The sequence below is a fragment of the Flavobacterium fryxellicola genome (assembly GCF_900143245.1).
Lineage (GTDB): Bacteria > Bacteroidota > Bacteroidia > Flavobacteriales > Flavobacteriaceae > Flavobacterium > Flavobacterium fryxellicola.
The window spans coordinates 35523-53212 of record NZ_FRDK01000005.1 but is presented as its reverse complement, the minus strand read 5'-3'; the positions used below and the strand labels follow the sequence as shown (position 1 = coordinate 53212).

Below are 17690 nucleotides of genomic sequence, written 5' to 3'. Positions count from 1 at the left end.
TACAAGTCTTGCTTTTATTTATAAATTTAGATTTCTTTTATCAATGGGTAAATACAATCGCATCAAATGAGTTTTAAAACGATTCAGACTTATTTTAAGTTTTCCAAACAGCAAGGCACAGGGATCTTCTGTTTGTTTGTAATTATCATTTCTTTACAACTCGTTTATTATTTTGGGGATTTTACCAGAGTAACAAAAGAAGATCCAGCGGAGCAAAAATGGCTTTCGCTACAATCTGGATTAGATTCCATGAAAAGGAATGTTGAAATTAGGACGCCAAAAGTATATCTCTTTAATCCTAATTTTATAACGGATTATAAAGGGTATAAGTTGGGAATGTCCGTGAAGGAGATTGATCGATTGTTAGCCTTTAGAAAAGAAAATAAATTTGTAAACTCTCCTGAAGAATTTCAGGATGTTACAAAAGTGTCTGATTCTTTATTGCAAGAGATAGCGCCATTTTTTAAATTTCCGGATTGGGTAAATAATAAAAAAGCGCCGAATAAATTTAAAAATTATTCCAATCCGGCTTTCGCCAAAAAAGAAAAAATAGTAGTTCTAGACATAAATCGGGCAACTAAAGAGGATCTGATCAAAATTTACGGTATCGGCGAAGCCATTTCCCTTCGAATTTTAAAACAAAAAGAAACTTTAGGAGGGTTTGTTTCCATGGAACAAATGCAGGATGTTTGGGGATTGTCGCCAGAAGTGATTGAAAATTTGAATGCCCATTTTAAGATCACGACGTTGCCAGAATTTAAGAAAATTGATATCAATAACGCGTCATTAAAAGAGTTATCACAGTTTTATTATTTCAGATATACTTTGGCAAAGGAAATTGTGACCTACAGAAGTATGAAAGGAGATTTTAACAACATTGAGGATTTAACAAAAATTAAGGGATTTCCTGTTGATAAAGCAAAAATAATTGACTTATATTTGGACTTTGATTAAAAGTCTATAATTTGCTGCTCTAAAATAGTGTAATTTACTGCAAAACGGTCGTTTTGTACTATAATTCTTTTTTAAAATGCGGCTTTATGGTTTGACTCAAAAAAAAACTTAAGTCTGAAACGCAAAGCTGCTGCTTTTGGTTTCAATTACATCAATTTGTTAAAAATAATAATAGTTATATGAATTCAAGTTATTTCACAGAAGAACACCAATTATTTAGAGAAAGTTTAAAAGATTTTTTACAAAAAGAAGTTGTGCCTCATATTGAAAAATGGGAAAAAACCGGGTCAATTGAGCGATTTATATGGAAAAAGTTCGGGGAAATGGGCTTTTTTGGAATCGGGTATCCAGAGGTTTATGGCGGACTGAATTTAGATTTATTTTATACCGTTATTTTTCTAGAAGAACTTCAAAAAGTTAAATCATCTGGTTTCGCTGCTGCTATGTGGGCTCATTCTTATTTGGCCATGACTCATTTGAATGCAGAAGGAGACGAAAGAATAAAACAAGATTATTTAGCTCCAAGCATTGCTGGTGACAAGATAGGCGCTTTGTGTATAACAGAACCTTTTGGGGGTAGTGATGTTGCGGGTATGCGCACCAATGCAGTAAAAAAGGGAGACAAATACATTATTAATGGTTCTAAAACATTCATCACAAATGGAGTTTATGCTGATTATTATATAGTGGCTGCAAAAACAAGTCCTGAGTTGGGGAATAAAGGGATTAGTATCTTTTTGATGGATACGAATTTGAAAGGAGTTTCAGCTGTAAAACTAGATAAATTAGGATGGAGAGCTTCCGATACGGCAGAAATTGCATTTGATAATGTAGAAATTCCTGTCGAGAATTTGATGGGAGAGGAAGGAAAGGGCTTTCCGTATATTATGCAACATTTTGCTTTAGAGCGCTTGATTATGGCTATAAATGCCCATGCGAGAGCGGAATATGCGATTGATTATACAATAGAATATATGTCACAACGTGAGGCTTTTGGAAAAAAAATAAATAAATTCCAAGCATTAAGGCATACGTTAGTAGAGCATGCAACAGAGGTAGAGCATTGTAAAGTATTTAATTATGCTGCTGTTGCGCGATTAGACAAAGGAGAATATGTAGTTAAGGAAGCTACTATGGCTAAATTAAAATCTACTAAAGTTGCAGATGAAACTATTTACAGTTGTTTGCAAATGCTGGGAGGCTATGGTTACATGGAAGAATATCCCTTAGCACGTTTGTTTAGAGACAGTCGTTTGGGGCCAATAGGTGGTGGAACTTCAGAAATTCTTAAGGAGATTTTATCAAAAATGATAATTGATAAGCAAGATTATAAACCAGCGGTGAAATAGTAGTGCTTTAAAATAAAGAAAAAAAAAGAGTCAATTTTGTTATTGGCTCTTTTTTTTGTGTGAAGGATAGAAGTGGAAATCCTTTTATGAAGCTTTGCGGAGTAAAAGATTGCAACGGATAGCCTGACGGCAAACGCGGATTTGTTTTGGAGCGAAAGGCTGTTTTTGCCGGCACACCAAAAATAAATTGGCAATTAATAACTCATAAGTCAAAATAATGATTACTTTTGCACACTTAAAGAAAGGGGGTGTCTATATTATGTTAATTATACCAATTAAAGACGGAGAAAATATCGATAGAGCGTTAAAACGCTACAAAAGAAAATTTGATAAAACAGGAACTGTTCGTCAACTAAGAGCACGTACTGCTTTTATTAAGCCTTCAGTAACAAATAGAATCAAAATTCAAAAAGCGGCTTATATCCAAAATATGAGAGATAACTTAGAGAGTTAGTCGATTCCATTAAATAAAAATACCGTTAGTCATCAAAATTTTATAACTTTGATGCTAACGGTTTTTTTATGTCTACAAATAAAGATGCATTTCGGGATTACCTCCAGTTGGAGAAAAAATACTCTACACATACTGTCACGGCTTACTGTGATGACGTCGCTTCTTTTGAATCATTTCATAAAACGCATTTTGACCAGGAAGAAATAGATCATGTAGGCTACGGACAAATTAGAAATTGGATTGTAGCATTGGTTAACAGTGCTATTTCTAATGTATCAGTGAATAGAAAAATGGCTTCTTTGAAAGCTTTTTATAAATTTCTAGTTAGGACAAAGCAGATAGAGACTAGTCCAATGTTGAGGCACAGAGCGCTTAAGGTTCCAAAAATAATTCAAATCCCTTTTTCTGAAAAGGAAGTGACCGCGGTTTTGAATCAGCTGCAAGGGACGGTTGGTTTTGAAGATGTCAGAAATAAGCTCCTCATTGATTTGCTCTACACAACAGGGATGCGTCGAGCGGAATTGATTCATCTTAAAATGGCAAATATTGACTTAGCAAATCGTGCGGTCAAAGTGGTTGGGAAGCGAAATAAAGAGCGAATTATTCCTATTTTGCCGGTTATTGCAGATCAGTTTTATTGGTACCTAAAAGAACGAACTTCGGTATTGGTGGGTGTTGATGCGGATTATTTTTTTCTCACTAAAAAAGGGTTAAAATTAAATGATTCCTTTGTGTATCGTCTAATTAATTCTTACTTTAGTACTGTCTCTGAAAAAGTAAAAAAAAGTCCACACATATTGCGACATACCTTTGCCACCCATTTATTAAATAATGGAGCAGATTTGAATTCAGTGAAAGAATTATTAGGACATTCTAGTCTGGCGTCTACGCAGATTTATACGCATAATAGTCTTTCAGAGCTTAAAAGTGTATATAAAGAGGCTCACCCTCGCGGGCGGAAGTAATTTTACAAATGTTTAACAATTAAAAAAGATGATTATGAAGGTAAGTGTTCATGCAGTTAACTTTACTGTTGACAAAAAGCTAGTAGATTTTGTTCAAGAACGATTGGACAAGTTGGAGAAGTATTATGATAAAGTCGTGTCTGCAGATGTTTTTTTAAAAGTTGAAAAGACAAGTGAGAAAGAAAATAAAATTGCAGAGATAAAAATTAACGTGCCTGGAGACGATTTCTTAGTTAAAAAACAATGTAAAACGTTTGAAGAAGCAGTAGAACTCGCTTCAGAATCATTAGAGCGGTTGCTGGTAAAAAGAAAAGAAAAAATAAGTTCGCATATTTAATATAAATTTTTTTAAAAAATGTTTTGATTGAGAGATAAAATCTATACATTTGCAGTCCGTTAGAAATAGCGGACTTTTTTTATTGAATTGCCAGCGTAGCTCAGTTGGCTAGAGCAGCTGATTTGTAATCAGCAGGTCGTGGGTTCGAGTCCCTCCGCCGGCTCAAGAAAGAGGAAGGTTGTAGTACCTCGCAGTATATTTCTTTGAATCCGTAAAGAGGAGAAGTTTATCTCGGGTGAAGACAAGGGGAGGCCCTTTACCGAATCAAGACTGTAAGGATTTGACAATAAAAGGAGTAGGGGAGATACTCAAGCGGCCAACGAGGGCAGACTGTAAATCTGCTGTGTAAACTTCGCAGGTTCGAATCCTGCTCTCCCCACAAAAATTTAAGCAAGAAATTATGCGAAAGTTTGCTTTCGAGTAATTTTGTTTTAAAAGTTTGAGTACCGCTTCAGGGGTACAGGATGATCAAGGAAACGAGATAATCGCAACGAAAGAATGTTTAAAGTTTGTAAGTTTCAATTGGCTGGTATAGCTAGAAATGGTAAACTTGAAACAAAATGTTGCTCTGCCGGTGTAGCTCAGGGGTAGAGTGCTTCCTTGGTAAGGAAGAGGTCTCGGGTTCAATTCCCGACATTGGCTCAAGTAAGTAGGAAATAGAAATTAATATATAACAAGATTAAAAATTAAGTAAAATGGCAAAGGAAAATTTTAACCGTAACAAGCCCCATTTAAACATTGGAACAATTGGGCATGTGGATCACGGAAAAACTACATTAACTGCGGCAATTACAAAAGTATTGTCTGATGCAGGTTACTGTCAAGCAAAATCATTTGATCAAATTGATAATGCTCCAGAAGAAAAAGAAAGAGGTATTACAATTAATACATCTCACGTAGAGTATGAAACTGCTAACCGTCATTACGCTCACGTTGACTGTCCTGGTCACGCGGATTACGTAAAAAACATGGTTACTGGTGCTGCTCAAATGGATGGTGCTATTCTTGTAGTTGCTGCGACTGATGGACCAATGCCACAAACACGTGAGCATATCCTACTAGGCCGTCAGGTAGGTATTCCTAGAATGGTTGTATTCATGAATAAAGTGGATATGGTTGATGATGAGGAATTGCTTGAATTAGTTGAGATGGAAATCAGAGACTTGTTATCTTTCTACGAATATGATGGAGATAATGGTCCAGTTGTTCAAGGTTCAGCTTTAGGTGGATTGAATAATGATCCAGTTTGGGTACCAAAAATTCTTGAATTGATGGCTGCTGTTGACTCTTGGATTGAAGAGCCAGTAAGAGACGTTGCAAAACCTTTCTTGATGCCTGTTGAAGATGTGTTTTCAATCACTGGTCGTGGAACTGTAGCTACAGGTCGTATCGAAACTGGTGTTGCTAATACTGGAGATCCAGTTGAAATCATTGGTATGGGTGCTGAAAAATTGACTTCTACTATTACAGGAGTTGAGATGTTCCGTAAAATCCTTGATAGAGGAGAAGCTGGAGACAACGTAGGTATTCTTTTAAGAGGTATTCAAAAAGAAGACATCAAAAGAGGAATGGTTATTTGTAAGCCAGGTTCAGTTAAACCGCATGCTACATTTAAAGCAGAGGTTTACATCTTGAAAAAAGAAGAAGGTGGTCGTCATACACCATTTCATAATAACTACCGTCCACAGTTCTATGTACGTACAACTGATGTAACAGGTATCATTACTTTACCAGAAGGTGTAGAGATGGTTATGCCTGGGGATAACTTAACTATTAGTGTTGTATTGCTTAGCGCAATTGCATTAAGTGTTGGTTTACGTTTTGCGATCCGTGAAGGTGGTAGAACAGTAGGTGCTGGTCAGGTAACTGAAATAACAGCATAGTTATATTAAATTATATAGCCAGTAACTATTATAATGGTTGTTACTGGCTTTAATACGGGCGTAGTTCAAGGGTAGAATAGCGGTCTCCAAAACCGTTGATGGGGGTTCGAATCCCTCCGCCCGTGCAAAAAAACAAATCATAATGACAAAAGTTGTAAATTACATATCGGAAGCATTTGAGGAATTAAAGTCAAATGTAACTTGGCCAGCTTGGCCTGAGGTGCAACGTCTAACGATTGTTGTTGCTGTCTTTTCAGTACTGTTCGCCTTGGCAACTTGGGGAGTAGACGAAATTTTTGCAAAAGCTTTAGCTGGATTTTTTAACTGGATAAAAGCTTAAATTTTTTGTTATGGCAGATAATAATATTAAAAAGTGGTATGTCGTTAGAGCAGTAAGCGGACAAGAAAATAAGGTGAAAGCATACATCGAGACCGAAATCGCAAGATTAGGTATGGGTGATTATGTTTCCCAAGTTTTAGTTCCTACTGAAAAAGTCGTTACCGTTAAAGAAGGAAAAAAAATAATCAAAGACAAAGTTTATTTTCCGGGTTATGTTATGATTGAGGCAAATCTTATTGGAGAAATACCTCATATTATTAAGTCAATAACAAGCGTTATTGGATTTTTAGGGGAAATTAAAGGTGGAGAGCCTGTTCCTTTACGAATTTCAGAAGTAAACAGAATGTTAGGTAAAGTGGATGAGTTAGCGGTTAATACCGATACGCGTGCAATACCTTTTAATATAGGAGAAACAATTAAGGTTGTTGATGGTCCTTTCAATGGATTTAACGGTACTGTTGAGAAAATTAATGAAGAAAAGCGTAAACTAGAGGTGATGGTAAAGATTTTCGGAAGAAAAACACCATTAGAGTTGAGTTTTATGCAAGTTGAAAAAGTATAATTTTTGTTACATCTATAATATCCATTACAATCGCTTCCAATGATTGTAATGTTAAATTTTTAAAAAATGGCTAAAGAAATTAGTAAGGTAGTTAAACTACAAGTTAAGGGAGGTGCTGCGAATCCGTCGCCACCGGTTGGACCTGCTTTAGGAGCTGCTGGGGTAAACATCATGGAGTTTTGCAAGCAATTTAATGCAAGAACTCAAGATAAACCCGGCAAAATATGCCCAGTACAAATTACTGTGTATAAAGACAAATCATTTGATTTTGTTGTAAAAACTCCTCCAGCAGCAGTTCAGTTAATGGAAGCTGCAAAGCTAAAATCTGGTTCTGGTGAGCCTAATCGTAAAAAAGTAGCTAGTGTTACTTGGGAACAAATTAGAGCTATTGCTGAAGACAAGATGCCAGACTTAAACGCATTCACTATGGAGTCTGCAATGAGTATGGTTGCTGGAACAGCTAGATCTATGGGTATAACTGTATCAGGAGACGCTCCTTTTTAATTAAGAGAAAGACATGGCAAAATTGACAAAAAAGCAAAAAGAGGCTGCTTCAAAAATTGAAAAGAACAAACTATATTCTCTTAAAGATGCTGCGGCATTGATAAAAGTAGTTGCTTCTGCAAAATTTGATGAGTCTGTTGATATCGCAGTACGTTTGGGTGTAGATCCAAGAAAAGCGAATCAAATGGTTAGAGGTGTGGTAACATTACCTCATGGAACTGGTAAAGACGTTAAAGTATTAGCATTGGTGACTCCAGATAAAGAAGCGGAAGCTTTGGCAGCTGGTGCAGACTTTGTGGGTCTTGACGATTATTTACAAAAAATCAAAGACGGTTGGACAGATGTTGATGTAATTATCACTATGCCTTCTGTTATGGGTAAATTAGGCCCATTAGGTCGTATATTAGGACCTAGAGGTTTAATGCCTAACCCTAAGACAGGTACTGTAACTATGGATGTTGCAAAAGCTGTTGCTGAGGTTAAAGCCGGTAAAATCGATTTCAAAGTTGATAAAACTGGTATAGTGCATGCAGGAATTGGTAAAGTTTCTTTTGGAACAGAACAAATCATTGACAATGCTCACGAAATTATTCAAACATTAATCAAACTTAAACCAACTGCGGCTAAAGGAACATACATTAAAAGTATTTACCTAACTAGCACAATGAGTCCTGCAATTGCATTGGATCCTAAAGCAGTATAATTGGTAGTTAAAAATTTTTAGTATGACTAGAGAAGAGAAATCAATCGCGATTGAAGTTTTAACTGCACAGTTAGCCGGTACAAACATTGTTTATGTATCTGATATTTCTGGTATGAATGCAGAGGCTACTTCAAACTTGAGAAGGGCTTGTTACAAAGCAGGTATAAAATTAGAGGTTGTAAAAAATACGTTGCTTGCAAAAGCAATGGAGGCTTCTGCTAATGATTATGGTGATTTACCTTCAGTTTTGACAGGTAACAGTGCTATCTTTATTTCAGACGTTGCAAATGCACCTGGAAAAATAATTAAAGATTTCAGAAAAAAATCTGCTACCCCTTTATTAAAGGGTGCTTATATCAACGCTGAAGTTTACATTGGTGACGATCAATTAGATGCATTAGCAACTATCAAATCGAAAGAAGAGCTTATCGGCGAACTTATCGGATTGTTACAGTCACCAGCACAAAGAGTTATTTCTGCTCTTCAAAACCAATTCGCAAAAAGCGAAGAGGCTACCGAAGAAGCGGAAGCATAATAAAACCGACTTTATAGTCAGTGTTTTATTTTAAAAAGCGCACAATAAATAAATTATATTTTTACAAATCATTTTAAAACGATAGAAAAAATGGCAGATTTGAAACAATTCGCAGAACAATTAGTTAACCTAACAGTAAAAGAAGTTAACGAATTAGCAACAATATTAAAAGATGAGTACGGAATCGAACCAGCTGCTGCAGCTGTAGTAGTTTCAGGTGGTGGCGAAGCTGCTGCTGAAGATGTGCAAACAGAATTTACAGTTGTATTGAAAGCAGCAGGTGCTTCTAAATTAGCTGTAGTGAAATTGGTTAAAGAACTTACAGGTTTAGGTTTGAAAGAAGCTAAAGATGTAGTAGATAGCGCACCAAGCAACGTTAAAGAAGGTGTTTCTAAAGAAGAGGCTGAAGGGCTTAAAAAATCTTTAGAAGAAGCTGGAGCTGAGGTTGAACTTAAATAGTTAAAATCAGTTTAAAGAATACGGTTTAGGTCTTGGGTTTAGTCACCCAATGACCTAAACCATTTTTCGTATAACAAAAGGCTGCCTTGTGTACTTGCATTTTAGTCTTTTAATTAAATTCATTTTACCCATTACGAGGAAAAAAAATTAACAGATAATAAGAAAGTAGTTATCTTAAATTGATTTTTAAAGATGTAATGGTTGTAAAATTTTAAGGTAAATAATTTATTGTTTACACCAAAAAATTACTTTTTTAATCAAAATTTTGTCCATTGATGCTAACAAATCAGACTGAAAGATTGAATTTTGCCTCCACAAAAAATATTCCTGACTATCCAGATTTTCTAGATGTTCAGGTTAAATCGTTTAAAGATTTTTTTCAATTAGAAACCAAATCTGACGAAAGAGGTGACGAAGGGCTTTACAATACCTTCATGGAAAATTTCCCAATTACTGATACAAGAAATAACTTTGTATTAGAATTTCTTGATTATTTTGTAGATCCACCACGTTATACAATTCAAGAATGTATAGAAAGAGGACTTACTTATAGTGTGCCTTTAAAAGCAAGGTTAAAACTATATTGTACAGATCCAGAACATGAAGATTTTGAAACGATTGTTCAAGATGTTTATCTTGGTACAATTCCTTATATGACGCCAAGCGGTACCTTTGTTATTAATGGTGCTGAGCGTGTAGTTGTTTCTCAATTACACCGATCTCCAGGTGTTTTCTTTGGTCAATCATTCCATGCAAATGGAACAAAATTATATTCTGCCAGAGTAATTCCTTTTAAAGGTTCTTGGATAGAATTCTCTACAGATATAAACAGCGTAATGTATGCTTATATCGACAGAAAGAAAAAATTACCTGTAACTACTTTATTCCGTGCTATTGGATTCGAAAGAGACAAGGATATCCTTGAGATTTTTGATCTTGCGGAAGAAATTAAAGTTTCTAAAACAGGACTAAAAAAATATATTGGTAGAAAATTAGCGGCTCGTGTATTGAATACATGGCATGAAGATTTCGTTGATGAAGACACTGGTGAAGTCGTTTCTATCGAACGTAACGAAATAATCCTTGATAGAGATACAATTATCGATAAAGATAATGTGGAAGAAATCATTGATTCTAACGTTAAATCTATTTTGTTGCATAAAGAAGATGCTAATCAAGGCGATTATGCCATCATCCATAATACGCTACAAAAAGATCCAACAAACTCTGAAAAAGAGGCTGTTGAACATATCTACAGACAATTGCGTAACGCTGAACCGCCTGATGAAGAAACGGCGCGTGGTATTATAGATAAATTATTCTTCTCTGACCAACGTTACAACTTAGGTGAAGTAGGTCGCTACAGAATAAATAAAAAATTAGGGTTGGATACTCCAATGGAAAAGCAAGTCTTGACCAAAGAAGATATCATAACTATCGTGAAATATTTGATCGAATTGATCAACTCTAAAGCAGAGATTGATGATATTGATCACTTATCAAACCGTCGTGTTAGAACAGTTGGAGAACAATTGTCTCAACAATTCGGTGTTGGTTTAGCGCGTATGGCGAGAACTATTCGTGAGAGAATGAACGTTAGAGATAACGAGGTGTTTACACCAATCGATTTGATCAATGCTAAAACATTATCATCGGTTATCAACTCTTTCTTTGGTACAAACCAGTTGTCTCAGTTTATGGATCAAACGAATCCACTTGCCGAGATTACGCACAAGAGAAGATTGTCTGCACTAGGACCAGGTGGACTTTCGAGAGAGAGAGCAGGATTTGAGGTTCGTGACGTTCACTATACGCATTACGGACGCTTATGTCCAATTGAAACTCCTGAGGGACCAAACATTGGTTTGATTTCATCTCTTGGTGTTTATGCGAAGGTAAACGGAATGGGTTTCATTGAAACACCGTACCGTAAAGTAACTAATGGAACTGTAGATTTAGTGTCTACTCCTGTTTACTTAAGCGCAGAAGAAGAAGAAGGAATGTTAATTGCGCAAGCAAACATTCAAATGGATGCTACTGGAAAAATTACTGCCGAAGACGTTATTGCACGTCAAGAAGGTGATTTCCCAGTAATTGAGCCAGCAAGAGTGGATTACACGGATGTTGCTCCAAATCAAATCGCTTCTATTTCTGCTTCATTGATTCCTTTCTTGGAACATGATGATGCGAATAGAGCCTTGATGGGATCTAACATGATGCGTCAGGCCGTACCATTAATTCGTCCTGAAGCTCCTATTGTTGGAACTGGTTTAGAGCGTCAAGTAGCTTCTGATTCTAGAGTATTGATTAATGCTGAAGGAGATGGAGTTATTGAATATGTAGATGCAAATATTATCACTATCAAATACGATCGTTCTGAGGAAGAAAGAATGGTGAGTTTTGAGCCTGATGAAAAAACATACAATCTAATTAAATTTAGAAAAACCAATCAAGGGACAAGTATCAACCTTAAACCTATCGTAAGAAAAGGGGATAGAGTGGTACCTGGACAAGTATTATCAGAAGGATATGCGACTCAAAATGGGGAACTAGCTTTAGGTAGAAACCTTAAAGTTGCTTTTATGCCATGGAAAGGATACAACTTTGAGGATGCGATTGTAATTTCTGAAAAAGTAGTTCGTGACGATATTTTTACCTCTATTCACGTGGATGATTATTCATTAGAAGTTAGGGATACTAAATTAGGTAACGAAGAATTGACCAATGATATACCGAATGTTTCTGAAGAAGCTACTAAAGATTTAGATGAAAATGGTATGATTAGAATTGGAGCCGAGGTTAAACCTGGTGACATTCTTATTGGAAAAATTACTCCAAAAGGAGAATCAGATCCTACTCCAGAAGAAAAATTGCTTCGTGCAATCTTCGGGGACAAAGCAGGTGATGTAAAAGATGCTTCATTAAAAGCATCTCCTTCTTTACATGGTGTTGTTTTAGACAAAAAATTGTTCGCAAGAGCAGTGAAAGATAAACGTAAACGTACGCAAGACAAGGATGCTTTAGGAGCACTTGAAATGGAATTTGAAGATAAATTTGTTGAATTAAAAGACAAATTAGTGGAGAAACTTTTCTTGATCGTAAACGGAAAAACATCTCAAGGGGTAATGAACGATTTGGGTGAGGAAGTTTTACCAAAAGGTAAAAAATACACACAAAAAATGCTTTATGCTGTAGAAGATTTTGCTCACTTAAGTAAAGGTCAATGGGTTGCAGATGATGCAGCTAATAAAATGGTTAATGATTTAATTCATAACTATAAAATTAAATTGAACGATTTACAAGGTGCATTACGTAGAGAGAAATTCACTATTACTGTTGGAGATGAATTGCCAGCAGGAATCTTGAAATTAGCGAAAGTATATATTGCCAAAAAACGTAAACTGAAAGTTGGGGATAAAATGGCGGGACGTCACGGTAACAAAGGTATTGTTGCTCGTATCGTTCGTCACGAAGACATGCCTTTCCTTGAAGACGGAACGCCAGTTGATATCGTGTTGAACCCATTAGGTGTACCTTCACGTATGAACATTGGTCAAATTTATGAAACGGTACTTGGTTGGGCTGGAATGAACTTGGGTAGAAAATTTGCTACACCAATTTTTGACGGAGCGACTTTGGATCAAATTAATGAATTGACTGACGAAGCTGGAATACCACGTTTTGGACATACACATTTATATGATGGTGGTACAGGAGAGCGTTTCCATCAAGCGGCAACAGTAGGAGTTATCTATATGTTGAAACTTGGACACATGGTTGACGATAAAATGCACGCACGTTCTATAGGTCCATACTCGTTGATTACACAACAACCACTTGGAGGTAAAGCTCAATTTGGAGGACAACGTTTTGGAGAGATGGAAGTTTGGGCACTTGAGGCTTATGGAGCATCAAGTACACTTAGAGAAATCTTGACTGTGAAGTCGGATGATGTAATTGGTAGAGCCAAAACTTACGAAGCCATCGTAAAAGGAGAATCTATGCCAGAACCAGGATTGCCGGAATCATTCAATGTATTGATGCATGAATTGAAAGGGCTTGGTCTTGACATTCGTTTAGAAGAATAGTATTCAGTAATCAGTGTCAGTGTTCAGTTCAAAACTGAATACTGAATACTGTTTACTTTTTTAATTAGTTTTCAGGATTTATACCCGTAAACCGTTCCGATTTTTTATAAATATTTCAAATGTTTATAACTAGCACTTCTAATTTGAAGTTTAGAGAAGTAACCCGCGGAGTTTAGACGGTACACCGTAACGTTTAAACAAAAATCAATTTTTAATTGCAAATAAATCAATAGTAAAAGCTATGATGAATAATAGAAATAATAACAACAAAGATAAAAACCCTGTAAAAAGGTTTAATAAAATCTCAATAGGTCTTGCTTCTCCTGAATCTATCTTGAAAGAATCAAGAGGTGAAGTGTTAAAACCGGAAACTATTAACTACAGAACGCACAAACCAGAGCGTGATGGTCTTTTTTGCGAACGTATCTTCGGACCAGTAAAAGATTTTGAATGTGCTTGCGGTAAATATAAAAGAATACGTTACAAAGGGATTATCTGTGACCGTTGTGGTGTTGAAGTTACGGAGAAGAAAGTACGTAGAGATAGAGTAGGTCACATCAACCTTGTTGTGCCAATTGCTCATATCTGGTATTTCCGTTCTCTTCCAAATAAAATAGGTTACATCCTTGGACTTCCATCTAAGAAATTAGATATGATTATCTATTACGAAAGATACGTAGTAATCCAAGCAGGTATTGCTAAAAACGCAGAAGGGGAATCAGTACAAAGGTTGGACTTCCTTACAGAGGAAGAATATTTGAATATCCTTGACACGCTTCCTGCAGACAATCAATATCTTGATGATTTTGATCCAAATAAATTTGTTGCCAAAATGGGAGCAGAGTGTATTATGGACTTATTAGCTAGAATTGACTTAGATCAATTGTCTTACCAATTAAGACATAATGCTAACAATGAAACGTCTAAACAACGTAAAACGGAAGCATTAAAAAGATTACAAGTTGTTGAATCTTTCCGGGAGTCTAACTTGAACCGTGAAAATCGTCCGGAATGGATGATTATGAAAGTGGTACCAGTTATTCCACCAGAATTACGTCCGCTTGTGCCGCTTGATGGAGGTCGTTTTGCAACTTCAGATTTAAATGATTTATACCGTCGTGTAATTATACGGAACAACCGTTTGAAAAGATTAATGGAGATTAAAGCTCCAGAAGTAATCTTGAGAAACGAAAAACGTATGTTGCAAGAATCGGTAGATTCACTTTTCGATAATACGCGTAAAGCATCTGCAGTAAAAACAGAATCAAACCGTCCATTAAAATCGTTATCAGATTCCCTTAAAGGTAAACAAGGACGTTTCCGTCAAAATTTACTTGGAAAACGTGTGGATTATTCTGCTCGTTCGGTAATTGTTGTTGGACCTGAATTAAAATTATCTGAGTGTGGTATCCCAAAAGATATGGCAGCAGAATTATACAAACCTTTTGTTATCCGTAAATTGATAGAAAGAGGAATTGTAAAAACTGTAAAATCAGCTAAGAAAATAATAGATAAGAAAGAGCCTGTAGTTTGGGATATCCTTGAAAATGTAATCAAAGGGCATCCAATATTACTGAATCGTGCTCCTACTTTGCACAGATTAGGTATCCAAGCATTCCAACCAAAATTAATTGAAGGAAAAGCAATCCAATTGCACCCTTTAGTTTGTACTGCATTTAATGCGGATTTTGATGGGGATCAAATGGCAGTTCACTTGCCACTAGGACCAGAAGCTATTTTGGAAGCACAATTGTTAATGTTGGGTTCTCACAATATTCTGAATCCTGCTAATGGAGCTCCTATTACGGTACCTTCTCAAGACATGGTGCTTGGTCTTTATTATATGACCAAAGAACGTTTGTCCACTCCAGAACTTAAAATTTTAGGCGAAGGAATCACTTTTTATTCTGCTGAAGAAGTAAATATTGCTTTGAATGAAGGTAGATTAGAATTGAATGCTTCTGTTAAAATTAGAGCAAAACATTTCAATGAAGCAGGTGATTTGGTTTACCAAATCATTAAAACGACTGCTGGTCGTGTCTTGTTTAATGAAGTAGTGCCGGAAGCAGCCGGATACATCAATGATGTATTGACTAAGAAAAATCTTAGAGATATTATTGGACATGTTTTAAGCGCTACTGATGTACCTACTACTGCAGCTTTTTTGGATAACATGAAGGACATGGGATACAAATTTGCCTTTAAAGGTGGATTGTCATTCTCTCTTGGTGATATTAGAATTCCAGATCAAAAACCTAAATTAATTGCAGACGCTAGAGAACAAGTTCAAGGCATCTCTGCTAATTATAACATGGGTCTTATCACCAATAACGAACGTTACAACCAAGTTATTGATGTGTGGACTTCAGCGAATGCTCAACTTACAGAGTTAGCAATGAAAAACATTAGAGAAGACCAACAAGGTTTTAACTCGGTGTATATGATGCTTGATTCTGGGGCAAGGGGTTCCAAAGAACAAATTCGTCAGTTAACTGGTATGCGTGGTTTGATGGCTAAGCCAAAAAAATCTACTGCCGGTGGTGGTGAAATTATCGAAAACCCTATTCTTTCTAACTTTAAAGAAGGTCTTTCTATCCTTGAGTACTTTATTTCTACTCACGGTGCGCGTAAAGGTCTTGCGGATACAGCGTTGAAAACGGCGGATGCAGGATATTTAACAAGAAGACTGCATGATGTATCTCAAGATGTTATTGTTAATATCGATGATTGTGGTACACTTAGAGGTGTTGAAGTTGCAGCATTGAAGAAAAATGAAGAAATTGTTGAAACATTAGGAGAAAGAATATTAGGTCGCGTTGTTTTACAAGATTTAATTAATCCTTTAAACAATGAAATTTTAATTCATTCTGGTCAGCAAATTACAGAAGTTATAATGAAAGCAATTGATGCTTCTCCTATCGAGAAAGTAGAAGTTCGTTCTCCATTGACTTGTGAAGCGTTGAAAGGAATTTGTGCTAAATGTTACGGTAGAAATTTAGCTACTGGAAAAATGACACAAAGAGGAGAAGCTGTTGGTGTAATTGCAGCACAATCTATTGGAGAACCTGGTACACAATTAACATTACGTACCTTCCACGTTGGTGGGGTTGCAGGTGGTATATCTGAAGAGTCAAGTATCATTACGAAATTTAATGGTAAACTTGAAATAGAAGATTTAAAAACTGTTAAGGGAGAAGATAGTGAAGGAAATGCAGTTGATATTGTAGTTTCTCGTTCTACTGAATTGAAATTAATTGATGAAAGAACAGGTATTTTATTAAGTACCAATAATATTCCTTATGGTTCAAGTATTTTCGTTAAAGACGGTCAGTCTGTCGTTAAAGGAGATGTAATTTGTAAATGGGATCCATACAATGGAGTTATTGTTTCTGAATTCACTGGTAAAATTGCTTACGAAGAGTTAGAGCAAGGTCAATCATTCATGGTTGAAATTGATGAGCAAACGGGTTTCCAAGAAAAAGTAATTTCTGAATCGAGAGCTAAGAAATTAATTCCAACTTTATTGGTTTACGGTAAAGACAATGAATTGATTCGTTCTTATAACTTACCAGTTGGAGCCCACTTGATGGTTGAAAACGGGGAGAAAATTAAAGCAGGTAAAGTATTGGTTAAAATTCCGCGTCGTTCTTCTAAATCTGGAGATATTACAGGAGGTTTACCTAGAATTACAGAGTTATTAGAAGCTCGTAATCCTTCTAATCCAGCTGTAGTTTCTGAGATTGACGGTGTCGTTTCTTTTGGAAAAATCAAAAGAGGGAATCGTGAAGTTGTTATCGAATCTAAATTTGGAGACATTAGAAAATACTTGGTTAAGTTATCAAGCCAAATTCTAGTTCAAGAAAATGACTTCGTTAGAGCAGGTGTACCTTTGTCTGATGGTGCTATTACCCCAGATGATATTTTGAGAATTCAAGGACCAGCGGCTGTTCAACAGTATTTGGTAAATGAAATTCAAGAAGTATACCGTTTACAAGGAGTGAAAATTAACGACAAACACTTTGAAGTAGTCATACGTCAAATGATGCGTAAAGTAAGAGTTCAAGATCCAGGTGATACTTTATTCTTAGAAGATCAATTAATTCATACTAAAGATTTTATCGTTCAAAACGATAAATTATACGGTATGAAAGTTGTTGAAGATGCTGGAGATTCTAGTGCGCTTAAAGAAGGTCAAATTATTACGCCTCGTGAGTTGCGTGATGAAAACTCTCTATTGAAACGTACAGATAAAAATCTTGTTGTAGCTCGTGATGTTGTAACTGCAACAGCAACACCAGTTTTACAAGGTATAACAAGAGCATCACTTCAAACAAAATCATTTATCTCTGCTGCATCGTTCCAAGAAACGACTAAAGTATTGAATGAAGCTGCGGTTGCAGGTAAAATCGATTACTTAGAAGGATTGAAAGAAAATGTAATTGTAGGACATAGAATCCCTGCCGGAACGGGTATGAGAGAATATGACAATACGATTGTAGGTTCAAAAGAGGATTACAATGATATGATGGCTAACAAAGAGGAATATATTTATTAAGG

14 protein-coding genes and 4 tRNA genes are annotated in these 17690 nt (G+C 35.9%); all 18 read left to right on the top strand.

The window, feature by feature from the left end; all coding sequences use genetic code 11:
• The first annotated feature begins 66 nt into the window (after window positions 1-66).
• The 18 genes from BUA03_RS09190 to rpoC all read left to right on the top strand — a co-directional run bounded on the left by BUA03_RS09190 (window position 67) and on the right by rpoC (window position 17688).
• On the top strand, window positions 67-954 hold the full coding sequence (locus BUA03_RS09190; protein WP_066082304.1) for a ComEA family DNA-binding protein: 888 nt from the start codon (window positions 67-69) through the stop codon (window positions 952-954).
• Window positions 955-1133: 179 nt separating this feature from the next.
• Entirely contained in the window at window positions 1134-2303 is a 1170-nt protein-coding gene (locus tag BUA03_RS09185) for an acyl-CoA dehydrogenase family protein (protein WP_066082302.1), read from the top strand.
• A 259-nt stretch (window positions 2304-2562) separates the two neighbouring features.
• Window positions 2563-2757 (top strand): 30S ribosomal protein S21, encoded by a 195-nt coding sequence (gene rpsU, locus BUA03_RS09180; RefSeq protein WP_035670421.1) that lies wholly within the window; start codon window positions 2563-2565, stop codon window positions 2755-2757.
• Window positions 2758-2825: 68 nt separating this feature from the next.
• Complete coding sequence (locus BUA03_RS09175; RefSeq protein ID WP_066082300.1) at window positions 2826-3722, top strand: tyrosine-type recombinase/integrase; 897 nt, start codon at window positions 2826-2828, stop codon at window positions 3720-3722.
• A 34-nt stretch (window positions 3723-3756) separates the two neighbouring features.
• Window positions 3757-4059, top strand: coding sequence for a ribosome hibernation-promoting factor, HPF/YfiA family (hpf, locus tag BUA03_RS09170; protein ID WP_066082378.1), 303 nt, complete (start codon window positions 3757-3759; stop codon window positions 4057-4059).
• Window positions 4060-4148: 89 nt separating this feature from the next.
• Window positions 4149-4222, top strand: a tRNA-Thr gene (locus BUA03_RS09165).
• Window positions 4223-4357: 135 nt separating this feature from the next.
• A tRNA-Tyr gene (locus BUA03_RS09160) sits at window positions 4358-4438 on the top strand.
• A 191-nt stretch (window positions 4439-4629) separates the two neighbouring features.
• Window positions 4630-4701 (top strand) — tRNA-Thr (locus tag BUA03_RS09155).
• A 53-nt stretch (window positions 4702-4754) separates the two neighbouring features.
• The gene (tuf, locus tag BUA03_RS09150) at window positions 4755-5942 is read left to right on the top strand and encodes an elongation factor Tu (protein ID WP_066082298.1); all 1188 of its coding nucleotides are present in this window, start codon (window positions 4755-4757) and stop codon (window positions 5940-5942) included.
• A 54-nt stretch (window positions 5943-5996) separates the two neighbouring features.
• Window positions 5997-6067: transfer RNA gene (locus BUA03_RS09145), tRNA-Trp, on the top strand.
• Window positions 6068-6084: 17 nt separating this feature from the next.
• Window positions 6085-6282 carry a preprotein translocase subunit SecE gene (gene secE, locus BUA03_RS09140; RefSeq protein ID WP_066082297.1) on the top strand — a complete coding sequence of 66 codons (198 nt, stop codon included), beginning with the start codon at window positions 6085-6087 and terminating at the stop codon, window positions 6280-6282.
• A gap of 10 nt (window positions 6283-6292) precedes the next feature.
• Window positions 6293-6844 (top strand): transcription termination/antitermination protein NusG, encoded by a 552-nt coding sequence (gene nusG / locus BUA03_RS09135; RefSeq protein WP_066082295.1) that lies wholly within the window; start codon window positions 6293-6295, stop codon window positions 6842-6844.
• Window positions 6845-6910: 66 nt separating this feature from the next.
• Window positions 6911-7348: a 50S ribosomal protein L11 gene (gene rplK, locus BUA03_RS09130; protein ID WP_066082293.1), complete on the top strand. Its 438-nt coding sequence runs from the start codon at window positions 6911-6913 to the stop codon at window positions 7346-7348.
• A gap of 13 nt (window positions 7349-7361) precedes the next feature.
• A complete protein-coding gene (gene rplA / locus BUA03_RS09125) occupies window positions 7362-8051 on the top strand; it encodes a 50S ribosomal protein L1 (protein ID WP_066082291.1) in 690 nt (229 codons plus the stop codon).
• Window positions 8052-8073: 22 nt separating this feature from the next.
• Window positions 8074-8586, top strand: a complete 513-nt coding sequence (rplJ, locus tag BUA03_RS09120) for a 50S ribosomal protein L10 (RefSeq protein ID WP_066082289.1) — start codon at window positions 8074-8076, stop codon at window positions 8584-8586.
• A 90-nt stretch (window positions 8587-8676) separates the two neighbouring features.
• Window positions 8677-9045: a 50S ribosomal protein L7/L12 gene (gene rplL / locus BUA03_RS09115; protein ID WP_039109063.1), complete on the top strand. Its 369-nt coding sequence runs from the start codon at window positions 8677-8679 to the stop codon at window positions 9043-9045.
• Between the two features lie 275 nt (window positions 9046-9320).
• Window positions 9321-13133, top strand: coding sequence for a DNA-directed RNA polymerase subunit beta (gene rpoB / locus BUA03_RS09110; protein WP_066082287.1), 3813 nt, complete (start codon window positions 9321-9323; stop codon window positions 13131-13133).
• Window positions 13134-13374: 241 nt separating this feature from the next.
• The gene (gene rpoC / locus BUA03_RS09105; RefSeq protein ID WP_066082285.1) at window positions 13375-17688 is read left to right on the top strand and encodes a DNA-directed RNA polymerase subunit beta'; all 4314 of its coding nucleotides are present in this window, start codon (window positions 13375-13377) and stop codon (window positions 17686-17688) included.
• Window positions 17689-17690 lie beyond the last annotated feature (2 nt).

What these genes read in the sequence shown, in the direction of transcription:
- rplA (WP_066082291.1), top strand. Translation starts at nt 7,362, where the DNA reads ATGGCAAAATTGACAAAAAAGCAAAAAGAGGCTGCTTCAAAAATTGAA.
- nusG (WP_066082295.1), top strand. Translation starts at nt 6,293, where the DNA reads ATGGCAGATAATAATATTAAAAAGTGGTATGTCGTTAGAGCAGTAAGC.
- rpoB (WP_066082287.1), top strand. Translation starts at nt 9,321, where the DNA reads ATGCTAACAAATCAGACTGAAAGATTGAATTTTGCCTCCACAAAAAAT.
- rplL (WP_039109063.1), top strand. Translation starts at nt 8,677, where the DNA reads ATGGCAGATTTGAAACAATTCGCAGAACAATTAGTTAACCTAACAGTA.
- secE (WP_066082297.1), top strand. Translation starts at nt 6,085, where the DNA reads ATGACAAAAGTTGTAAATTACATATCGGAAGCATTTGAGGAATTAAAG.
- BUA03_RS09185 (WP_066082302.1), top strand. Translation starts at nt 1,134, where the DNA reads ATGAATTCAAGTTATTTCACAGAAGAACACCAATTATTTAGAGAAAGT.
- rplJ (WP_066082289.1), top strand. Translation starts at nt 8,074, where the DNA reads ATGACTAGAGAAGAGAAATCAATCGCGATTGAAGTTTTAACTGCACAG.
- tuf (WP_066082298.1), top strand. Translation starts at nt 4,755, where the DNA reads ATGGCAAAGGAAAATTTTAACCGTAACAAGCCCCATTTAAACATTGGA.
- rpsU (WP_035670421.1), top strand. Translation starts at nt 2,563, where the DNA reads ATGTTAATTATACCAATTAAAGACGGAGAAAATATCGATAGAGCGTTA.
- rpoC (WP_066082285.1), top strand. Translation starts at nt 13,375, where the DNA reads ATGATGAATAATAGAAATAATAACAACAAAGATAAAAACCCTGTAAAA.
- hpf (WP_066082378.1), top strand. Translation starts at nt 3,757, where the DNA reads ATGAAGGTAAGTGTTCATGCAGTTAACTTTACTGTTGACAAAAAGCTA.
- BUA03_RS09190 (WP_066082304.1), top strand. Translation starts at nt 67, where the DNA reads ATGAGTTTTAAAACGATTCAGACTTATTTTAAGTTTTCCAAACAGCAA.
- rplK (WP_066082293.1), top strand. Translation starts at nt 6,911, where the DNA reads ATGGCTAAAGAAATTAGTAAGGTAGTTAAACTACAAGTTAAGGGAGGT.
- BUA03_RS09175 (WP_066082300.1), top strand. Translation starts at nt 2,826, where the DNA reads ATGTCTACAAATAAAGATGCATTTCGGGATTACCTCCAGTTGGAGAAA.